This window comes from Rickettsia sp. Oklahoma-10 (genome assembly GCF_039954865.1).
Classification (GTDB): Bacteria; Pseudomonadota; Alphaproteobacteria; order Rickettsiales; family Rickettsiaceae; genus Rickettsia; species Rickettsia oklahomensis.
In genome coordinates this window covers 691,224-714,134 of the sequence record NZ_CP157197.1, presented here as the reverse complement: position 1 = coordinate 714,134, position 22,911 = coordinate 691,224, and the positions used below count along the sequence as shown (strand labels likewise).

The window sequence follows — 22,911 nt, the reverse complement described above, 5'->3', positions numbered from 1 at the left end:
CATGACAACTGTTACTATTTTTCCAACCAATATTTACTACAGGCGAAAAAATTAGGATTAGCAAAATTTTCTTTACCGTAAGTAATTTCTTTTCCGTCGCAATCTAAAATATTACCGCCACCAGCTCTAATCAAAGCATGACCTGCCGCTATATCCCACTCCATAGTTTGACCAAATTTTGGATATACATCAGCTGTTCCTTCAGCAATTAAGCATAATTTGATTGAACTACCTATGGCATTTATTTTACCGAATGAATATTTGCTTAAAAAATTTTTAGTAGCTTTATTTAAATTATAAAAACCTATTACCGCATTAAATTCCTCTCTTTTAGATTCATAGTTAATAGTCATTTCTAAAGAATTTTGTTCAATTTTTAATTGTTGTTTCGCATTTGTATAATATAATTTATCTGATTCAGGTTGGTATACCAAACCAATAGTTGGAATATTATTTTTAATAAGCCCTATATTTACTGTATAGGTACTTTTACCATTTACATAGCTTTGTGTCCCGTCAATAGGATCTATTAACCAAAAAGTATCACTACTTAATATAGGTAGCGGCTGCTCTTCACATACTATAGCTATTTGTGGGGTTAAGGTTTGTAGAGTTTGATAAATTATTTTACTAATTTCCTTATCGGCATTAGTGACAAAAGAACCGTCTGATTTAATATCAGTCAATACTCCTGCCTTTTTTATATCCAGTGCAATTTTACCAGTATTAATAATTAAATCTTTTAAAGCAGCTATTAAATTATCATCCATATTATTTATTTAACATTTTTGCAGCAATATCATCCTCTAACCACTGACCGGTATTTAGAAGCACATCCTGCTGCAACTCAGCGATTTGATGATCAGGTGACCCAGGTAATCGAGTCCACCCTAAATACTCAATTCCGTAATATTCTATATCAACCATTCTTAAATAAGAGTCCATATTTTCTAAATCTTTTTTATTATTTGCAAAAATTACTATTTTTGTAGGTTGTTTTGGTATAATTTTCAAGAACTCTATAAGAGTTTTTACTTTATTTATATTACCAGTAAATATTATACCTAAATAAAAAATAGGGCCCCCGGCATCACTCGGATTAAATCTAAATACATCTTTATCATTAACTTTATTAGTAAAATGAATATTAAGTTTGTAAAGTAAGGTATATAGCCATCCTTCATAATTTTCAATTAAATTACACGGGGGTGTTATTTCCTGAAGACCTAAAACCATTGCACCTTGCTGTTTCATCTTATTAATTAAATCTATCCATTTAGATTCAACAAGCATCATTTGACGATGCTCTATCAATTGTGCAATAGTTTTATTAACTGATGAGTTATGCACTGCAAGACTATATAAATATTTAGTAAAATTTATATAAGAATTATCTTGGTATCGAAATAATTTTGATTGTGGTGTTATAATAGTATTATCTATATTTACAAGTACCAGCGTATTTGCATCTATCTTCGGCAATAAATTTTTCATTGTTACCGAATCTACAGAGTAAGTAGGAATAATTTGACCGTAACCGACATACGAAATAACTAAGCAAAGTAAACTCAATAAAACTTTATTGATTAGACCTCTTAAATAACCTACCTCTAAAGGTAGTTTGTACATCAATCCAGTACCTGCATCCTCAAGTATTTTTTTGTACACTACAGTGCTGCCTTCCGTGTTTCCTTCAAATTCCTCTTTATAAGGTAGGTTATTTAAGAGGTCTACTTTTGTCATAAGGATTTTTACCTTTTGTATTATTATTCTTTAAAGGTGGATTATTTCTTTTTACTTTATTGATTTGAGGTATTAAATCATTAATTAGTTTAGTATAATTTGTCACATCTTGATCTTCTTGGGTATTTTTATTATTATAATGATAACCGATAAATAATATATTAGAACTATAACTACTAAGCTGAAATTCCATTGATTTTAACAATTCTATGTTACTGCTAATCATTATAAAAGCTTTAGGCATAAATCTTATTTGAATAAGGAATTTAAAAATCATCTCTGCTTCTGGTATATTATTACTGGTCAATATACCTTTATAAAATACCGGATAAGTATTAGCAAAACTGTCTAAATTATTAAAAATAATATAATTATTATTTGGAAAACTATTTGAAAAATCAATATCGAAATTTTTCTTTAAGTAATCTGCAAACCATATTTCAAATTTAGGAATATTATTAAAATTACCGGTAAATCCTTTATTTACAGCTATTATAGGGATTTTACTATCACTAATTTCACTGACAAAAGTTGGAAAATCTGATTCTTGTAACTCTTTATTATATTTATTATTAGTTAAAATCAATTGATCTATATAAATAGCTTTTGGATTTGTATTAATATTACGCAAAATAGGAGTTATTTTTAAATAAGTATCCTTATCAATGTGTTTACCGATAGGAACTAAAGGCTTAAACAGGAATACATCTAAAACTGTTACTACTAACAAATCATGTGGTAAATAATTTTGATTATAATTTTCATTAAAATCTTGTTTTATTTTATTCAAGCTATCTACTTCTATAATCTCTGCACGTGTTATGGATGTAATAAATAATATCAAAATAAATATATATTTTTTAAACATTAATAGTTTCTATTTTTATGCCTAAGAGTAAGAGACGTAGTATGTCACCCACACGTAGGTGGAAAAGTATTGTTATGTGGACTGGTTTCCGCCCTATCATCCCGTGACTTGATCGCAGCATCCAGTAAAAATACTAAAATCATGAGTATTTTTTGTATTTCTAGATATCGTGGTCAAGTTACAGTATAACATCGAACATATTTTCCACCCACATAACAATGCTTACGCGGGAACAACATAGATCCGCACCACTCGCAATGACGAAATTTAATATTTTAATATATTTAGTGTTACCACATCATAATGATAATATCAATCCATATTAAATTATAATATAGTAAATATATTTGAAAGTTTTTTAGTACACTAGGCATGCGGTACTGTCGTAAATACATTTTGGGGGCACATATTCAAGTGCATTTCCTGACAAAATGCGTGGTGAGTATTTAGATTAACTAAATCATGAACTAACAAAATATTATAAAACTTTAAATATACTAAAGGAAGTTACCGCAAACCTATACCACTAATTTTCGGTGCTGCAAGAGTTAATGGCAAAAGAATTTGAGCAGATCAAATTAAAGAGATAGCAAATAGTTACCCGTCATAAAGAATATTTCCCATATTTCCACAATTTAAAATCCGTTACTAATTTTTACTGAATATAGCTATTTCTTTTCATTTGCTGTCCGTATTTTTTAGGGAGAAATTAGAGTATGGGCATGTGATAAGGTAATAAATTTAGGCAAGTATAATTTTTAGATTATATAAAAGATCAGACACACAATTACCTGATCCGTGCATTGAAAACAACTTAAGTATGTGTAAAACCCCGACTTTTAGATCGCTTAGTTGTATAGTATTTGAAGAATTGCCTTTAGAAGATTGCGGCAATATTATGCCAAGTTTCTCATTTGAGATAACAAGAAAATCCTATATTTATTTACCAACTAATTATGCAAAGGTTGAAAATTTAATTAGTAGCATTAATATGATCCCAGGATCAGGTGAAATTGTTTTACTTCGATATATGGAGTCAATATAATAAAACACAAGCAAGTTCTTACAGCAGCGTGTAATAAGCCATAAATAAGGCTCGTAACTCCCATAATCATATCAACATTTAAAAAATTTACATAATAGTAACACTTTAGACTCAGCCAATAATAATAAACTGGAAATACTTAAATTATTAAATAATTATAAAAAGCGTCATGAAATTTCTATGGTTTTTCAAGATCAAGAAGTACAAATATCTAGGTAACGAATATAATTGTGACGCATTTGATGGAGTGTAAATTATTATATTTATTTTAAACTCTCCAATGTCAGCGCCCCACTTAAGGCTTGCTTACATGGATCAATCGATTTTACTCCTATCATCCCACAACTTGATTGTATGATCCATAATAAAAAGGTCAAAAGTGCACTAAAAGTTGTTTTTTTGGTCAAACTAAGGTTGACACCAAGTGCATTTATATACACACCTAACCACTAAAATTATGACTAATATTTTTTCTAGCAGTACTTATATCTTTTAAACGCTCACAAACCTTTTCAAAAACTTGCTTAGGCAAGATATTTAAAGCATTAATTTGTAAAAATTTATTGTCTTTTAATTTAATTGAAAAAGAAGGTTCTTGGAATTCCGGTCCATCAATTTCTCTAGCAATTTTTATATAATATCCGATTATATGACTGTTGTAATAATCACTTTTACTAATCATTTTCTTAGCTATTTTATTAATCTGCATGTCAGTTTTAGTAGTATAAGTAACTGTAAGGGCAATCCCTAACATAAGACGCTGTCTATGACTAAAAGGAATATCTGAGGATAATATAAATTCTGAAACAAAATTTGCTCTGAGCGTTTTATCAATATTTTTATTATATTGTGCTAACATTATAGCAAGTTCAATAATAATAAGAGTTGTTGCATCAGAATTAATCAAAAGATATTGTACTGCTTCTATATATTTTTCAATCTTACACACATTTTTATCAAATTTTACTAATCTCTTTACCCTCTCATAAATAATATCTTTTTCTGTTTCATGCGGTGGTAACGAGTCAAATCTTACTCCTTCTTTTAAACCATAATTTGAGATAATAATTTTTTCCGGCGAAAATACCTTAATCATTGCTTTTATTACTAAAACAGCATTATAATTTATGGCTTTCTGCTCATAATAATTCAGCTTTAATTTATCGATTTGCGACAATTTCTCTAAATATAACTCAAACTCTACACGATTTATTTCAAAATTATGTAAATTTTTAAGAGGATAATTTATAGACTTCATATATATACGGCTCATTAGACGTAATGCACCGCCGATTAAATATAAATTAGGATAATGTGCAGTTCCAAATTCCTCCTCTAGCATTTGAGTAATTAGCCCGACATCACTAAATTTGCTACTAGCAATAATTTTAGTACCAAGTGGCAATGATTTTAATTTACCGACCTTCTTATTTCCAATCTGTGCAAGCTCAAGACTTCCACCACCAAGATCTGCTACAATACCGAAAGCATCACTAATACCGGAAATTAATCCAGCAGCAGTTAAATACGCTTCACGTTCACCGGAAATAATTTCAATATCAATATTGAATCTCTTTTTAATTACAGTTTTGAATTCATCTGCTTTAGGATGCCCTCTAAGTATAGCTGTTGCAACACATCTAATATTAGTAACAGACAGTTTGGTAAAAATATGAATAAGATATTGGAGAGACAAATATGTTTGATGTTTTACGTCTAAACTATCTAAATTAAGTAAATTTGTAAGATAATTTCTAAATTTATAATTAAAAATTTCTGGAGCTCCAAGCTCATCACTTTCATAAACTACAGCTCTTAAAGCATTTGAACCGATATCAATAATAGCTGAACGCATCTTTGGATCTTACTCATTATTTTCTAGAGCAGTTGTTGTTTCGGTCTCTTCAGAATCCTCATGATTATTTGCCCTAGGATCAAAAGGTACTTGAATAGGTATAAAAGTAGGCGGTAATAATCTACTAGTAAAAAACTTATCTTCGTAATACTTAATTTTACGAGATTTTATAGGTGGAAAGGATTCTATTAAAACAATTTGCTCATCTCTAGGTAACTGTATTACTTCTTGAGGTAAAAGTAAAGCTCTTTGAACTTGAGAAACATTTTGTGTTCTAGTAGAAATATTAAGATCAAAAAATAAAGGTTTACTAAATGATCTTTGTTCTACTGTTTTATTACCGACAAGCTGCGATATTAAATTTGCTGTTTCATAGTTATTAGCAGCAAAAGTAATACGGTATGTTGAATTAGATAAGAATGAATTCATACCGGCATCCTCATATGTTCCTTTCAATTGTTGCGTATCTTGAATAATTAAAAATAAACGTACTCTATAACCTCTAAAATATGCTATACCAGCTTTAAAAGTATCCATCTTCCCAAGAGTTGGGAACTCATCAAGTAAGAACATCACACCGTAAGGTTCTTCTTTTATATCCGGCATTTTCCGGCTTAAAAATTCTGTCGCTTGCTGATAAAATACCTGCATTAATTTTTGCAAGCGTTGTATATTATCGGGAGTAAGTCCTACATATACGGTGGTTTTTACTTTTTTAAATTCTTGTATATTAAAATCAGAGGTAGCGGTAGCAGAGTCTATTAATGGATTTGCCCATAATTCAAGAGATGAGTTCATTGTCGATATTACACCTGAACGCTCTTTATCAGCTTTTTGCAAAAACGCAGCAATATTCATATACGCAACAGGATGTATTACACTGCCTAAAGTATCAAGTACAACTGCTAGATTATAAACTACATCGTCACTTCTCATAGTACGTACTACTTCACCAAAAGATTTAGTTTTAGTAGGATCAGCTATTAAATATAAAGTTACACCTAAAAATAAACTTCGTGCTTCATTATTCCAAAAATCCTTTTCAGGCATTATAAGGTTTGAAATTTTTTGAACGTCATCAACCATTTGACCAGGCTTAGTACTAACCCAATCAATCGGATTGTAACAATGAGTGATACCATCGGGATTAGAAGGCTCCCATACAAACACTTTCTGACCTTGTTTCTCACGCCAACCGCTCGTCAAACAGTGATTTTCAAGCTTTATGTCATGTACTACTACCGAATCACTCCAAAATAACAAGTTAGGTATCACAAAGCCTACACCTTTACCTGAACCGGTAGGAGCAAATAATAAAGCATGCTGGAAACCATCGGCAACAAAATATCCACCGGCATCAACACCTATTAACATACCTTTTTTAGATCTAAGACCTGCAGCCTCTATATCTGATGGATTAGCCCAGCTAGCATCTCCATATACTTTTTCTGGTTGCTTAAAAAACTGTAATGATTTTATTCTTTCAAAATTTTTAATATAAAATATTATAATAACAATAGTAGGCCCAAGAAGAGATGCAATTAGTTTCAATTTTAAATAATTATAATCAGAAATTTTTAACTGCCCCCAAACATTAAGAAGCCAATAAGCCCACTTATAAGCAATATTTATAGCATTTATATCTATGCCTAAAGCGCTCACCTCATTAGTAAAAATTGCAACAAATGCACCGCTTATCCACATGGTACAAAAAATAACAACCGGATAAATTGTAGCATGACTAAATATATTCCTAGTAACTTTAAGTATCTTATGCCATTCCATGAATTAATATTCCTAGTGTTTACTTATTACTTAATATTGTTAACGTTATTATGAGGCGATATACAAGTTTAACTTGGAAAAGAGCAAGATAATTTGAAGCTTATAAACGCAGCGTAGGATTACTACGTAAGGATTATAAGTAAATAAGTAATGTAGCCAATTTTTCAAATTAAACGAGTCTATACCATTCCTTCAGCATTTTTGTTCTTCTTATAATATACTTCCGAAACATATCTTTTCCCACCACTACCACGTTTTAGCTGTACAATAATATCTACAACGGTTAAAATATACTTCTTTACTTCTTCAGGTGGCATACCGAGATCAGCTTGCATAACCATAAGCTTTAACTGTTCAATTGCCATAGCAGGGCTATCAGCATGCAGTGTCGATATTGAGCCTGGATGACCAGTATTAATAGCACGCAAAAAACTAAAAGCTTCTTTACCTCGGAGCTCCCCAACTATAATTCTATCCGGTCTTAAACGCAAACAGGCTTCTATTAAATCTTGAGTAGTAACATTTGCACGCCCTTGTCCTCCTTTGGAAGCAAGTAAATGCACTCTGTTAGGATGACTTGATAGTACAACCTCACGAGCATCTTCTACAGTAATTAACCTTTCTATTGCAGGTATTTCAGTCAGTGCCGCATTTGTAAAAGTAGTTTTACCGGTTGAAGTACCGCCGCTAATTATGATATTTTTCTTTGAAACAACTGCATATCTAATAAATTCTTTAATCTTTTTTTCAGCTAAGAAATTATTTAAAATTACTTCATCTTCATCTACTAAACTCTCTGTTGCAGTTTTATCAAATGCCCCCATTTTAGCGTACTCGTCTAAAGTTAAATTCATACTGCTAGGCTTTCTGATAGAATAAATGATTTGTCCTATTTCACAAGCAGGAGGAAATACTATTTGAATACGGTAACCATTTGGTAAAGTTGCAGAAAGCAAAGGTTTTTCTTCTGAAATCATCTGTTCAGTAGATTGAGCAACTAAACGCCCTAATGAAAGTAGATGTTCACTATCCAGTTCCGGTATTGACTTAGAATATATATCACCTTTCTTTTCAACCCATACTTCTTCAGGCTTATTAACCATAATTTCATTAATACCATCTTCAGCAAATAAATTTTTAAAAGGCAGTAAAAATGTCTCTAAGGCTGCAAATTCTTCATTCATTTCATTACCTTCGATTTCAATAAAACGGCTTTTGGGAATTTATAATCCTTATTAACGTATATTCTAACCGGTGTACCTTGATTAACTGTCGTTGTCGGCTTAAACTGCTGATGAGTTATCATATTTTGTACAATATTTGTAACACCTTTAAAAGCTTGAGTAGAAGCTTGCTGTGCTTGCGTCGGAGTTAATGCTCTAGACGTAGTAGTAAGCAAACTTGAAGCTGCCTTATTAACTGCCTGTACTAACGTAGATAATCTCTGATCGGCAGTATTTGCTGACGAAGGATCTTGTGCTATTGTACATGCTTGAGTCATAGTAGTATAAGCTGTTGAAGTTTTATCAGTAATAGCAGCAAGTATGTTAGTACAAATTGTAACTATCCTAGTATTTGGATCCATTGAGGTATTAGATGAAATAGTTTGAGCAGTATTTAATAATTGCGTCGCTATAGCACTATTAGTTGCTGCAGCTTGCGAGTTTATAGGAGGCGGCACCAACTTATCAAGAACTTTAGCAAGACCTATATTAAAACCAGATTGTAAAACCGCATTTGCAAATTGTTCTTTATATTTATAATCAACTCTTCCGTGTATCCCCGGTCTACCTAAATTATCGACCGCAGGTGAATCAAATTCTATAGTATAACCGTTAGTTAAATCTATTCTATCCCATATTATAGAAACTCTACCATAACTATCTGATGAAGTTGAGGTTGCATATTTACCAAATATTTTTGATCCTTTCTGTATCAAGATAACTTTATCTTTCTCAGAAAACACGTCTCTACTAATAATGGCTCTTATTTCACCGCCAAGATCACTATTTATTGCCGTCTCAAGCACTGCATCAATTAATTTACCGCGTCCAAGAACCAAAGACATATCACCACGATCTTTAAATGTTGCTTCTGCCTTAATCTGTTCTGGTGTTTTTTTAGACTCTACACCACTAACCAACACTATAGATGATTTTCTTTTTGCTTCACGACGTTTCTTCGCTTCATCACTCTCAACTAGCTTCCCTGGGGTTGAAGGCAATGAAGCCGGCGGCAATGGAAGCGTTTTTTCTTTCTTCTCTTCTACAGGAGTAGTAGGAGGTAAAAGCGGTGGAACTTCTACTACCGGAGGCATTGGTGGTGGAGCGGGGGGTATCTCAAGCTTAGGCGGATCAGGTAGCTTTGGAATCTCCGGAATATTATCCTCAACATCCGTAACAGGTTTTACAATATTACTCGGCAACTGAATCGACACCTGAGTCTCCGGTATCTCTGGTGTTTTAGTATCGAAAAAAATAGTATAAAAAATATATATAAAAATACAACAAATTACAACTACTATTGCAATACTCTTCTTAAAGCTAACTGCAACTTTTGATAATTCTCTTTGTATTTCAGACGCATCTACTCCTGATAAAGAACCGGTATTATTATTTTTTTTTTGCTCTTTAGCCATATCTAAATTTATATTAGTTAAAATGTTTTCATTATTATTAAAAAAGTTGTCATACCATGGTTTATCTCTATATAGAGTATGAACAGTTAGGATGTCACATTCCACACAAATAAGCTTTCATGAGGATAACAGTGATACTACTAAAACCTTGCCATGTAATTACTATTTTTCTTAGGATAGTAAAATTTAATTACATATACTAAATCCCTTTCGTTACCCATCATAAGTTCTGTAGAAGCGATATCAAATTCATATGTTCTTTTATTAGTTATAATAGTCATATTTGTACGAATATCTTTTTCAAGGGGTTTTATAAATAATCTATTTGCCAGTGGAGTTATTTTCCACGCATAAGCATCCCCAAGAATTATATTTTGAATTTCTTCATTTTTAGCAAATTCTATATGAGATTGAAAACCAAAATGCAACACTAACAAATAAACTTCATTTGGATTATATATATAAGTTTTTATCCTATTATCTTTAGTTATAGATAAATCATCTACATAATAATTATTACTACATGGAGCATCTTCTATAAGAGGACATTTAGCTTGAGATATAAAGCTACTAAATAATACAAAAACTAAAAAACAAAATCTAACTATTATCATTGTCTACCCTATATCCGTTAACTTGAAATCCTACCGGATTTATAGCAAGTTCTGAATCTGTTAATTGCATAGGCACATAAGCATAACTTACTACCGCTATTTTATTATAAACTAATTGGTTTCCTGATGTTTCATTTACAGAAAATCTAACTATATATTTATCTGCTGCAATTTTTGACCATGATTTTATTACTAAAAATGTAGTATTATCTTCCTTATATTTTAAAGTAGGATCAAAATCTTTATTTCTTATATAGCCAAGATAATTATAATAAACACTGCTTGTGGAAAATAATCTTATTGTCGTACGAGCTAAGGTAGTAAAATCAACCGGATTATATGTTTCCCGTGCCGTTATATATTTCCTTATAAAATACCTTGTAAGCGACTCATCCGCAGTCAATACCGATGATGAAATAGGTTCTACCACCGAGGCACGCCCGGTATTATTATTCAGCTGAATAACAAAAGGATCAAACTGTTTAGATTTTACTACAAATGCTATTACTAAAGTTGATATAACCATAAAAATGGTTAGTATTATTATTAATATGATAAGTAAGTTACGTTGCACAATTAACTTATCAGATCGCTCTTCATACCAATTCTGAGTAATTTTTAAAGGATTAGCTGATGTAATACTTTCTGGATTTTGTGTGTCTCCTGAACCGCGTTGCGATTTATTACTTGATTTAAAGAAGCCAAATATATTATTCATATCAAAGGTATTGTATAAATTATTATTGTGTAAAACTACTGCTGTTATGCTATATTTACTGAATTAACTGGTCTTCTTATACAAGGACTTACGCTTAAACTCGATCCAGCACCTATATCAGCAGAAACACATGGGCTTTTAATTTCATAAGGAGCTGAAGTGGTACATGACAACAATTGAGAAAACATAATTAATACTAATAAAAACTTTAATGATTTTAACATTCTAATTATACATTATTTAAATTATCTTGTTACTGTTTTATTACCTTACTATAAAACAGTTCACAAGCATTTTTTGAAAAAATTTATTTATAAATATAAAAAAATATTAAAAAGATTGTAAACTAATACGAATAGCGAATTAGTATACTCAAATGATTAGAATGGGAATGAAAAATTAGGAACAAACACGCACAGCATATACTTAGGTGAGCATGTGAGTTCCAAATAAGTGTTGCAGAATCACTTCTTCAAATCAGTACGAGTATACAACTAACAAATATCATCAATAATTATTTGTATAATTTTAATTTATAATTTATTTATTGTAGTTTTAAAGTTAAATAATATTTGCTATTGTAGCAACAATATTAAACTTATATTATAGCTTAAATAATATTAAATAAATTAGCAAGCTAATAAATGCGAATAACAACATTACAAAAAGTAATGTGTTATTGATGATAGTAATTATGGACCCATTAACCAACGCAATACAAGAATATATCAAATCCGGCAAATATTTTATTGATGCAAGACAATGGTATAATTTTAAGTATATCTTACCGTTAAGTCATAGAAGCCTTCTACTTTTAACATGCACAACTTTTACTTTACTACTCACATTAATTTGTATAAATATCAATATATTGCTACCAATAAACAAAAAAGTAAGTTATTTAATAAAAAATGATGCTGAACAACAAGCTATCATTACTAATACTCAACATTCGTCATTAGCAAATCCTTATATTTCTATTGCAAATATTCTGCTTCAAAATTATGTAAAACAACGAGAAGAATATAATTATGATTTATTAAAAGAACAATTTATCTTTATCAAAAATACTTCTACAAGTATTGTTTATATGCAATTTGCTAATTTTATGAATATTGATAACCCATTATCACCAGTCATAAGATATCAAAAATTATATAAACGCTCAATTAATATATTATCAATTAACAATATAAATGATAATGAGGCAGTCGTTATGTTTGAATCATTGGCAAAGAACAGTACAGGTGAAATCTTAGAAAAGATGATATGGGAATCAAGGATAGGGTTTATAATGGATTCTATCGGTATAAATATATCACCGAATACAGCATTTAATTTTACCGTTACTAATTACAAGCTAAAATTATTAAAGAATACAAATAAGAAATAATATGAAGCAACTAATAATATTTTGTACTTTTATACTACTTACATTAGATGTGTTTGCTCTTACTATATCACGACCTTTAGGTCGAGACCCACGTTTAAGAGTTATGACTTATAACCCTGACGATGTTTTTAAATTTACAGGATATTATGGCTATCAAGCAAGTATAGAACTCGCAAGAGATGAGGAAATAGTAAGTATTTCTATGGGAGATACTACTTCATGGCAAATAGTGCCTGCTGGTCATAGGATTTTCATCAAACCAATGGAACCAGATGCTACTACTAATATGACTTTAATTACTAATAAACGGACCTACTTCTTTGAACTATACGCTGCAGAAACACTCGATATGCGTGACCCTGAAATGGTCTTTAATGTAAAATTTCTTTATCCGGATGACGAAAATGACAATATGAGCGGTCATATGCAAACTTTTTCTGCTTCCGTGGCAAGTCCTGATCTTACTCATCCTGAAAAATACAACTTCAATTACTATATTAGTGGCAGCGAAGAAATAGCGCCTATTAAAATTTTTGATGACGGCGAGTTTACCTATCTTCAATTTAGGGATAAAAACGCTGAAATTCCCGGTATTTTTGCCGTAGATGATTCACTTCGAGAATCTTTAGTAAATTATCGCCTTGCTCAAGATAATCCTAATATGATAATTCTTGAGCAGGTTTTTCCTAAGCTCGCTATACGTAAGGGTAAAAAAGTCACATGCGTATTTAATCATTCTTTCAAAGCGTACTAGTAATGTCGCATTCAATATATTTCTTTGCCTTGATTTTACTAACTAACGGCTTATTTATAATGCTTACAAGCCATAATTATATTCATAAAATTATTGGGCTTGGGATCTTTCAAAGTTCGGTATTAATATTTTATTTAAGTCTTGGAAAAGTTAAAACAGGTGTTGCGCCTATTTTACAAGAGGGTATCATTATTTACACTAGCCCTTTACCTCATGTATTAATGTTAACTGCTATAGTAGTTGGATTTGCTACTCTTAGCGTAGCTTTAAGTTTAATATATCAAATTTATAAACATTTTGGTACAATATCAGAAAGTGAAATTAATTTTGATAAATGATTTTCAACTATGTCATTCCCGCAAAAGCGGGAATGACATAAAAGTGTAATATAAGTTTTGAATAAAATTTCATGATCCTAGCTAACCATTTCCCTATCATACAAATATTACTTCCTTTATTTGGAGCTTTACTCTCAATAATATCTTTTCACTTTACTAACTTTGCACGAGTAATTACTACAGTTTGCATTTTATCTAATCTGTTGGTCAGTATTTATGGATATAGCATTATACAAAATACGGAACTATCTTACACAATGGGAGAATGGAGTTCAAAAATAGGAATAGAATATCGACTAAATTCGTTAAACCAAACTATTATTATTTATCTTAATCTTGTCTTATTATTCTTTTTATTTTTCTGTCATAAAATAACTAATCAAACAATCTTAAAACACATTAACAACAATAGAAAATCTTTATTTTACGGTATATTATTATTTGCTCACACTGGCTATTTAGGAATAATTGCTACTCACGATTTCTTTAACCTATATGTATTCATAGAGATTTCAGCACTGAGTAGCTATGTCTTAATAGCACAAGGAGCTAATCCAAAATCCTTAATTGGAGCTCTTGATTATTTAATCATGGGTAGTATCGGCGCAACTCTTATTCTTATATCTATAGGATTTTTACTCAGCATTACGGGCAGCTTAAATATGTACTATGTTGCAGCTTATTTACAAGAGTATCCTAATTCGCGTATAACTACTATAGCTATAGGTTTTTTCTTAATAGGTGCTACTTTAAAAGCAACTTTATTCCCGATGCATTTTTGGATGATGAGAGCTTATAATAACACGGCTTCAGTTATTTTAGTATATTTAGCAGTGACTTCTACTATAATAGGAATATATATTATATATAAATTTACTTATACTATTATAGGCTATGAGACAATTAAAACAGCTATTACAAGTTTTATCAGACCTATTGCTCTCGCTACTCTTATTATAGCCCCATATTTTGCTTACCAGGCCAAAAACTTCAAAAATATTATAGTTTATTCATGTGTTACTCAAATAGGTTATGTATTCCTATTATATGTTACCAGGGGTGGTATAATACTTTTACCAAGCTTATTACTTGCAGATAGTATAAATAAAATAGCTCTTTTCTTAATAGATGCTTATAATGAAAGCTATAAAAGAAATCCTAACAAAGTTTTAATACTAATTGTTATTATTTGCAGCTGTGGCCTACCTATAAGCCCATTATTCTTTATCAAAGTAAATATTCTTGAATTATTATTAACACAAAATCTACTATTAGATTTTGTTATAATTTTACTCAGCTCCGTAGAATCATTATTTTACCATTATAAAATGGTGAAAGTTATTCTTTGGAAGAATTAATTAACCTTTGACATTCTGGTACAATATATTATAATTAACTAGATAACAGACCAGGTTAATTATATGCATAATTCTATTACAGCATTCGATGCCAAAACTCATTTTTCTAAATTATTAGATCGTGCTAGTAAAGGCGAAGAAATTCTAATTACCAAAAGAGGTAAAGTAGCAGCAAAAATTGTTCCAATCAATACAGAATATGATATTGAAACTTCAAGAATAGCAGCACTCAGACTCCGGAAACTTGCTAAAGAAATTAATTTACAACCTTCTGGTTTTGAAGAGTGGTTAAATTATAGAAATAAAGGTAAAACGCAAAAATGTCATCTTTTGTTTTAGATTCCTCAGTAACTCTTTCATGGTTTATGCCTGATGAAACAGCAAATTTAGAAATATTAGATAAAACTATAGCAGGAAAAGCAATTGTCCCTGCTATTTGGGGGCTTGAGATAGGAAATGTTTTATTATGTGCTGAACATGCAGGATATCTTACAACAAAACAACGTAATCAAGCAATTTATACTCTAAAAGATATATATATCAAAATTGATCAAACAACTTTAGAGCGTACTTGGCTTGAAACAATGGACATAGGAACACAATATGGATTAACTCTTTATGACGCTAGCTATTTGGAATTAGCGTTACGTTATGGCATACCTATAGCAACGCTTGATAAAGCTTTAAAGCGAGCGAGCAAGATTGCAGGAATTATCACGATTTAAACACCTGTTTAGCTTATCATGATTACACAATTTACTATTCCGAGTTTCTTAATCTTATCAACTTTGCTAGTTGGTGCATTAAATTTAATAAGTCCGTATGCTACTAGAAAAGATAGTTTTATACGTAATTTCTTACTTATTATTACCACTATTTTTTTCTTCGGTAATATTTTAATTATTGACTGGTTATTTTTAAAAGGTATCAGAGCAGGATTTGAATTTAATATATTTGCTAATTATTCCATAGGTTTTCATCTTGAACCTTTAGGACTTATATTCTTGAGCTTAATAGGTTTTTTATGGATTTGTGCTTTACTGTACACTCAAAAATATCTTGCTATTAATAATGTAGAATACTCTTCTAGATTCTTATTTTGTTTTAACCTAACTATTCTAATCGGAGTTTTAATTGCTTTATCTAGCAATTTATTCACTATGTTTATTTGCTATGAGCTTTTAACTATTTCTACTGCTTTTTTGATAGGACATACTAAAAATAATATAGTACTTAGCGGGTTATATAAATATCTAAAAATTCTGATGATTTCTGCCACAATATTATTTTTACCGGCAGTGATAATTATTTATAATAAAACCGGTAATGGAGATTTTGCAAGTGGTAGTCTAGTAGAAAATTATTTTTCTAAAAACCAATCAATTATTTTATTATTAATGTTTATTTTTGGAATTGCCAAAACTGCAATTTTTCCGGTACATTCATGGCTTCCTGCCGCTATGGTTGCACATTACCCAGTTAGTAGTTTACTGCATGCCGTAATAGTGGTTAAAACCGGATTGTTTTGTATTTACAAAATCCTATTATATATATTCGGTTTATCATATTTACAAAGGGTATTTGCCGAGTTTAACTGGTTAATTTTTATACCGATAGTAAGCATATTTTACAGCTCAATCAAGGCACTAGGCACGGATAATATTAAAAAAATACTTGCCTATTCTACTATGAATCAACTAAGCTTAGCATTACTTAGTGCTTTCATGTTAACACCTAAAGCATTCGGGGCTGCAATCTTACACTTAGTTTCACATTCTTTTACAAAAATCTGCTTATTTTATAGTATGGGAAGTATTTATAGTGTAAAGAAAACTGATCAAGTACAGGATTTACATGGTATATTTAAAGGATTCCCTTTAATTTCTTTTATTATATCTATCTCTTCATTATCACTAATCGGTATACCTATCTTTAGCGGATTTATTAGCAAATTCTCAATATTACTTGCCGCAAGCGAGCAGAATCAAATCATCGTTATGATGGTCATAATAGCTAGTAGTATATTATCAAGCCTTTACCTTATCAAAATATTAAGCTATATTTATAAACCTTCTTTGAGAGCATCCAGCGTAACAAAGCTACTTCCCTATTCCATGCGAATCAGCATAATAATTTGTGCTTTAGCTATAACATTATTTTACTTTATTCAAATCTTAATAAGAGAATTTTTAGCTTATATTACATAAAACATATTTACATAATTTACGTATAATCATATAATTATGTAAACATGGTAATGATTTATTGAGGCTAAATATAGTACAAAATTTATAGCTTTAGCAAGAGGGACAACAACTACTTAAAGCGTGGTCAAATTATTATAAAGCTTTTATCAGCTCTATTACATCAATAGAATTGTTAATGGGAATTGATAGAGCAGGTAATGACAATATACGCATAAAACGTTTAGATTTTATAGAGTACTTAAAAAAAACTTATTTACTATATTAACTTTTGGCATTGAAGAATGCATGTACATACATACACCGGCATTATTCATAATTTGTATACAGCAAATATCACTATTGGTACTCATGATTTATTCATTGCTGCGATCGCCATCACAAATAATTTTCAATGCTCACTCTAAATGCAAAAGACTTTAAAATGATTCACAGACTAGAAGTGTTAACAGTTTCTTCTCAAGATTAAAATGTTTATTCAAAACACCACATTTGTATTTTCGCTAGCTAATTTTGAACTGGTTTTTGACCTTAATTCTCACAATCAATTAATAGCTTTAGCATTCTTAATTGTTACCACTATCTTAAATCTTTATACAATTTTTCAAAATAGAAAATTTGAGACGTTAATAGGTAGTTTATACTGTTTATCCTCTATTATATGTGTATTTGCAGCTGATTTTATTTCCATGATCATTTCGCTTGAATTCATGACGATTTGTGCCTGCATAATTATTTTCTGTAACCAATTAAAAATAAAACCAGTACGCCAATATTTTCTTACACATTTATTTAGTAGCGGATTAATTTTAATTGGCATGACCCTTCTAATTCAAACAACAGGTAATACAGCTTTTATTTCCTTAACTAAGTCAGTATATAATGCTGAATTACCAGCAATATTCATACTTGCAGGTTGTTTGATTAATGCCTCAGCTATTTTTGTAAACGGATGGCTTGTTAATTGCTATCCTATAGCTTCAAGTAGCGGTATTGTATATTTAATTAGTTTTACTACTAAAGTTATTTTAATTATCATTTTAAAATTATTTAGCGGTCTTGAGATACTTAAGTTTTTTGGAATATCAATGATCATTTACGGGTTAGTATTTTCTATAATTGAGCAAAACCTTAAACGATTGATATGTTACCTTACCGTATCACAACTTGGTTTTATATTAACAGCTATTAGTATAAACTCACCTAGTATTGCTTATCTTATTACAAGCTTTATATTCGTACATATATTATATAACGGACTATTTGCTTTATATTTCACTTATGTAGAAGATACGTACAATATTAAAAATTACCAAGATCTTAAAACTGCTACTAATCCTATTCTACTAATTGGATTTATAATTAGTATATTAATATATACCTCTATACTGCCTATTAGTTCTTCTTATATCAAAAATGAAATAGCTAATATTTTAAATGAAAATAATTTAATGCTATTTTACAAGATAGTAACTTGTACAGTACTATTTTGGTTGTTGTTGGAAAGTATAGATAACTTGTCATACCACAACTTGATTGCGCTATCTAGAAAAAAAATAAGCAATGATCATAAATATTTATGGATATCACAATCAAGTCGTGGTATGATAAGTGTGGTGTATTTCTTTTTCTGCATTATAACGTTATGCATATGTTTATTTTATCCTATTCAAATATCAACACATACTGCTAACTTCAAGTTAGTCATTCCTATAACCTCACTATTATTAGCTTTAATATTTAGAAAAAAACCACATATTTCAACACAAAATATCAATCTTGACTTATACCAATATACTGAAAAACTTATATATTTTAGTATCGAGAAATATAAAAAAATGGCAAACAATAATAAAGATGTGGAAGAATATTTTAATTTTAAAGTTATTTGGTGTAATTTTTTAAGTAAAATATCTACTTGGCATAATCAGCAAACAGCTATATTTATTGTATTATTGCTATTAATTAGTTCGATTTTAACATTGCAATATTAATAACATATGAAACCACCAATAATAGATAAACAAAATTACAGCTTTGAGTTTTATGGACAAACAATAAACGATGATTATCACTGGTTGCGTGATCCTAAATGGCCAAAGGTAGAAGACTCTAAAATTTTAGATTATTTAGCAGCAGAAAATAAATATACTGAAAATTTCTTTGCCGATCTGCAAAAGGATAAGGAAAAGATTTTTGAAGAATTAAAAGGACGGATCAAATTAGATGATGAATCAGTGTATGTTAAGAAAAAAGATTATTACTATTATACAAGAGTAGAGGGGGATAAAAATTATCCGATATATTGCAGAAAACATAATAATATTAATGCTCCTGAAGAAATAATATTAGATGCTAACCTTCTTGCTCCCAACGGGAGTTTTACTGATGTTGCCAAAATTGCAATATCACCTGATCAAAATCTAATGGCTTATAGCGTTAATTTTACAGGTAACGAAAAATACGATATCAAAATATACAACCTTAAAAAACAAAAATACCTACCTGATAATGTCAAGGATATTGCTCCTAATATAATTTGGCATGAAAAATTAAATGGCTTCTTCTATATTACTATTAATGAGAATCAACGTTGGGATAAAGTAATGTTTCATCATTTAGGTGAAGATGTTTCTCAGGACAAATTAATATTCAAGGTCAAAAACCCTCTTCATTTTATTAGTAGCAAGAAATCAGCAAGTCGTGAATATATTTTTATAAACTCAGGTGATCATAATGAAAATGAAATTTACATAATTTCTATGCAGGATGATAATTTCACTCCCAAACTAGTACAACCTGCACAAAACAACATATTCTATGAAATAGAACATAAAAGCGATTATTTTTATATTAAAACTAATTATAAAGCTAGAAATTTCCATATTGTAAAACTGCCAGTAAATAATTTTGAAAACGCTAGCCTAGATGATATTTATATTAAAGAAGAACAGGACAAATATTTAAAAAGCTTTGATATTACAAGTAATTATTTAATCTTAAATTATCGTACCCATGGCTTACCGCTAATTAAAATAAAGCAATTCAAAAATCTACAAGAAAAAATAATTCATTTTCCCGACGAAAGTTTGCAAGCAAGTAGTTTTTCCACAAACTTTGAGGAAGACGATATCAGAGTAAATTACTCTTCTCTAGCAAGACCAAATACCACTTACAGATACGATTTTGACAACAATAAATTAACAATATTAAAGCAACAGGAAATACCTTCAGGCTTTAATCCAAAGGAGTATAAAGTAGAAAGAATATTTGCAGACAGTGAGGACGTAAAAGTACCTATTACTTTATTCTACAAAAAATCTTTATTTAAAAAAGACAGTTCAAACCCTTTGTATCTAATGGGGTACGGAGCTTATGGGATTAGCATACCTGTCAACTTTAGAAATACGGCAATAACGCTTGCCGACCGCGGCTTTATTTACGCGATTGCTCATATTAGAGGCGGTGATGATCTAGGTCATGATTGGTATGAAGCAGCAAAGTTTTTAACTAAAAAAAGAACCTTTGAAGATTTCATAGCTTGTAGTAGAACTTTAATTAAAGAGAAATATACAAACACACAAAATATAGTCATAGTGGGTGGTAGTGCTGGCGGTATGCTAATCGGTTATGTACTTAATGAAAAGCCGGAAATCTATAAAGCAGCAATCGCTCATGTACCATTTGTAGACGTACTAAATACCATGCTCGATGATAGTTTACCACTAACTCTCTTGGAATATAATGAGTGGGGTAATCCAAAAGAAAAAGCATATTTTGAATATATTAAATCTTATTCTCCTTATGAAAACATAAAAGCACAAAACTACCCTGCTCTATTCATTACTTGTGGTATATCTGACCCACGTGTAGGTTACTGGGAACCTGCTAAATGGGTCGCAAAATTACGAGCGCTCAAAACGGACAATAACCCATTATTATTAAAAATAAATATGGATACAGGACATGACAGTTCTGCCAGTCGTTTTGATTATCTGAAAGAAACAGCTGAGGAATTAGTATTTATTTTTAAAGTGTTTAATGCGAAAATTTAAGAGGTATATGTCTTCCCGCTTATGGGGGGAATGACATAATAGTAATAATTACCAAATATAAAAACAATGCATAAAAATTATCTAGAACAATTACAAAAATTACCGATTACTTTAATTGTACTAATTAGCTTAATTTGCTGTATTGGTTTCATTGTGCTTTATTCGGCAGCAAACAGCAATTTGCAGCCTTGGGCTTACAAACAAATTATAAATTTTTGTATATTCTTGCCTTTAGCTATTATTATTGCATTAATTGATTTGCGGATAATCTTTAGGTTATCGTATATCTTTTATTTTTGCGTACTGGCTTTATTAGTCACCGTGGAGCTTTTCGGCTCAACTGCCATGGGTGGTAAAAGATGGATCGATATCGGTATAGTTAAACTTCAACCTTCTGAACCAATCAAAATTGCTGTTGTATTAATGCTTGCTAGATATTGTCATTCACTAACAATTGATGATCTTACAAAACTTCATAAAGTTATTATACCGATTATAGGAGTTTTAATACCGGCTTTTCTAATAATTAGAGAGCCAGATCTAGGTACAGGAATGATTGTTTTAATTGTTTCAGCAATTATATTCTTTGCAGTAGGTTTTAGAATAAAATATTTTATAATACTAGGCCTTGCTACTCTTGTTAGCCTGCCTATTGCTTGGAATATGATGTATGATTATCAAAAAAAACGAGTGATGGTTTTTTTTGATCCAGAGCATGATCCGCTTGGTGCTAGCTATAATATTATTCAATCTAAAATTGCTATAGGTTCAGGTAGCTTATTTGGACGTGGTTTAAATCAAGGTAGTCAAAGCCATTTAGATTTTCTTCCCGAACATCAAACTGATTTTATCTTTGCTACCTTTGCTGAAGAATTTGGTTTTATAGGAGGCATGTTTTTATTAATATTATATTTTGCACTTATAACTATTTCTTTATTAATTGCTGCAAATTGCCGAGAGATTTTTAGTAAATTACTGATAATAGGTATTACTGCAATTTTATTTAGTCATGTATTTATTAATATAGCTATGGTGATGGGCTTACTTCCTGTAGTAGGCGTACCCCTACCGTTTATTTCTTACGGTGGAACAATGATTGCATCTATGCTAATTGGTTTTGGACTTGTGATGAATGCTCAGGTACACAGACATACCGCTTTAAACTAGATTCCATTATATCTATAAAAAATACATAATTATTTCATTGGTAATAACACATTAATAATTAAGTTGTACTTCATTTTCTTATTTATTGTATAAAGCGCAATACCCTATTGACTTTTATATAAAACAGTATAGATTTCTTTACAAATTAACTTCTATAAAAAACTATGCTAGGATATAAAAAGGAGTAAAAAGTGTAGCAAGGGAAGGTAAAGAAAGTATAGCTTTTTGGTTTGGTACAGAAATAGCGTCTGTCAGATCATCTACTAGCACTAGACTACGAGAAGCACCAGAATTTGCCGATACAAAACTTCAACTACATAAAACTTTAGAGAAAGTTAAATGAGAGAAAACATTACTTCACAAGAATAACTATAGC

At 30.2% G+C, this 22,911-nt stretch carries 21 protein-coding genes; 11 read left to right on the top strand and 10 right to left on the bottom strand.

Going from position 1 to position 22,911, the window contains the following annotated elements; translation table 11 throughout:
• Positions 1-14 precede the first annotated feature (14 nt).
• From AAGW17_RS03195 to AAGW17_RS03185, 3 genes are all read right to left on the bottom strand, one after another.
• Complete coding sequence (locus AAGW17_RS03195; protein WP_347938618.1) at positions 15-770, bottom strand: 3'(2'),5'-bisphosphate nucleotidase CysQ family protein; 756 nt, start codon at positions 768-770, stop codon at positions 15-17.
• Between the two features lies 1 nt (position 771).
• Positions 772-1,629 (bottom strand): DUF2608 domain-containing protein, encoded by an 858-nt coding sequence (locus AAGW17_RS03190; protein WP_410528116.1) that lies wholly within the window; start codon positions 1,627-1,629, stop codon positions 772-774.
• A gap of 88 nt (positions 1,630-1,717) precedes the next feature.
• Positions 1,718-2,611 carry a DUF2608 domain-containing protein gene (locus tag AAGW17_RS03185; RefSeq protein ID WP_347938616.1) on the bottom strand — a complete coding sequence of 298 codons (894 nt, stop codon included), beginning with the start codon at positions 2,609-2,611 and terminating at the stop codon, positions 1,718-1,720.
• Positions 2,612-3,431: 820 nt separating this feature from the next.
• Between AAGW17_RS03185 and AAGW17_RS03180 the strand changes: the two genes are divergently transcribed.
• On the top strand, positions 3,432-3,656 hold the full coding sequence (locus tag AAGW17_RS03180) for a hypothetical protein (RefSeq protein ID WP_347938615.1): 225 nt from the start codon (positions 3,432-3,434) through the stop codon (positions 3,654-3,656).
• A 442-nt stretch (positions 3,657-4,098) separates the two neighbouring features.
• Here AAGW17_RS03180 and AAGW17_RS03175 read toward each other — a convergent pair whose 3' ends face one another.
• From AAGW17_RS03175 to AAGW17_RS03145, 7 genes are all read right to left on the bottom strand, one after another.
• Positions 4,099-5,511 (bottom strand): Ppx/GppA family phosphatase, encoded by a 1,413-nt coding sequence (locus tag AAGW17_RS03175; RefSeq protein WP_347938614.1) that lies wholly within the window; start codon positions 5,509-5,511, stop codon positions 4,099-4,101.
• A gap of 9 nt (positions 5,512-5,520) precedes the next feature.
• Positions 5,521-7,296, bottom strand: a complete 1,776-nt coding sequence (locus AAGW17_RS03170; RefSeq protein WP_347938613.1) for a type IV secretory system conjugative DNA transfer family protein — start codon at positions 7,294-7,296, stop codon at positions 5,521-5,523.
• 179 nt (positions 7,297-7,475) lie between these two features.
• Positions 7,476-8,480: a P-type DNA transfer ATPase VirB11 gene (gene virB11, locus AAGW17_RS03165; RefSeq protein WP_347938612.1), complete on the bottom strand. Its 1,005-nt coding sequence runs from the start codon at positions 8,478-8,480 to the stop codon at positions 7,476-7,478.
• A complete protein-coding gene (locus tag AAGW17_RS03160) occupies positions 8,477-9,934 on the bottom strand; it encodes a TrbI/VirB10 family protein (protein ID WP_347939401.1) in 1,458 nt (485 codons plus the stop codon). The genes virB11 and AAGW17_RS03160 overlap by 4 nt, the downstream gene beginning before the upstream one ends.
• A 140-nt stretch (positions 9,935-10,074) precedes the next feature.
• Entirely contained in the window at positions 10,075-10,548 is a 474-nt protein-coding gene (locus AAGW17_RS03155; RefSeq protein WP_347938611.1) for a TrbG/VirB9 family P-type conjugative transfer protein, read from the bottom strand.
• Entirely contained in the window at positions 10,535-11,266 is a 732-nt protein-coding gene (locus AAGW17_RS03150; RefSeq protein WP_347938610.1) for a virB8 family protein, read from the bottom strand. Before AAGW17_RS03150 ends, AAGW17_RS03155 begins: the two co-directional genes overlap by 14 nt.
• A 44-nt stretch (positions 11,267-11,310) precedes the next feature.
• Positions 11,311-11,490: a DUF2706 domain-containing protein gene (locus AAGW17_RS03145; RefSeq protein ID WP_347938609.1), complete on the bottom strand. Its 180-nt coding sequence runs from the start codon at positions 11,488-11,490 to the stop codon at positions 11,311-11,313.
• Positions 11,491-11,960: 470 nt separating this feature from the next.
• On the opposite strand from AAGW17_RS03145, the gene AAGW17_RS03140 reads away from it, so the two are divergent.
• The 10 genes from AAGW17_RS03140 (at position 11,961) to rodA (ending at position 22,535) form a co-directional block, all read left to right on the top strand.
• Positions 11,961-12,659 (top strand): VirB8/TrbF family protein, encoded by a 699-nt coding sequence (locus AAGW17_RS03140; RefSeq protein ID WP_347938607.1) that lies wholly within the window; start codon positions 11,961-11,963, stop codon positions 12,657-12,659.
• Between the two features lies 1 nt (position 12,660).
• Positions 12,661-13,413, top strand: coding sequence for a P-type conjugative transfer protein VirB9 (virB9, locus tag AAGW17_RS03135; protein ID WP_347938606.1), 753 nt, complete (start codon positions 12,661-12,663; stop codon positions 13,411-13,413).
• Between the two features lie 2 nt (positions 13,414-13,415).
• A complete protein-coding gene (locus AAGW17_RS03130) occupies positions 13,416-13,751 on the top strand; it encodes a Na+/H+ antiporter subunit C (protein ID WP_347938605.1) in 336 nt (111 codons plus the stop codon).
• A gap of 71 nt (positions 13,752-13,822) precedes the next feature.
• Entirely contained in the window at positions 13,823-15,109 is a 1,287-nt protein-coding gene (locus AAGW17_RS03125; RefSeq protein ID WP_347938604.1) for a proton-conducting transporter membrane subunit, read from the top strand.
• A gap of 63 nt (positions 15,110-15,172) precedes the next feature.
• Complete coding sequence (locus AAGW17_RS03120; RefSeq protein ID WP_347938603.1) at positions 15,173-15,448, top strand: type II toxin-antitoxin system Phd/YefM family antitoxin; 276 nt, start codon at positions 15,173-15,175, stop codon at positions 15,446-15,448.
• Entirely contained in the window at positions 15,430-15,834 is a 405-nt protein-coding gene (locus tag AAGW17_RS03115; RefSeq protein ID WP_347938602.1) for a type II toxin-antitoxin system VapC family toxin, read from the top strand. The genes AAGW17_RS03120 and AAGW17_RS03115 overlap by 19 nt, the downstream gene beginning before the upstream one ends.
• An 18-nt stretch (positions 15,835-15,852) precedes the next feature.
• The gene (locus AAGW17_RS03110) at positions 15,853-17,316 is read left to right on the top strand and encodes a proton-conducting transporter membrane subunit (protein WP_347938601.1); all 1,464 of its coding nucleotides are present in this window, start codon (positions 15,853-15,855) and stop codon (positions 17,314-17,316) included.
• A 467-nt stretch (positions 17,317-17,783) separates the two neighbouring features.
• Entirely contained in the window at positions 17,784-19,307 is a 1,524-nt protein-coding gene (locus tag AAGW17_RS03105; RefSeq protein ID WP_347938600.1) for a proton-conducting transporter membrane subunit, read from the top strand.
• Positions 19,308-19,313: 6 nt separating this feature from the next.
• Positions 19,314-21,368 (top strand): S9 family peptidase, encoded by a 2,055-nt coding sequence (locus AAGW17_RS03100; RefSeq protein ID WP_347938599.1) that lies wholly within the window; start codon positions 19,314-19,316, stop codon positions 21,366-21,368.
• Positions 21,369-21,434: 66 nt separating this feature from the next.
• The gene (rodA, locus tag AAGW17_RS03095) at positions 21,435-22,535 is read left to right on the top strand and encodes a rod shape-determining protein RodA (RefSeq protein ID WP_347938598.1); all 1,101 of its coding nucleotides are present in this window, start codon (positions 21,435-21,437) and stop codon (positions 22,533-22,535) included.
• Positions 22,536-22,911 lie beyond the last annotated feature (376 nt).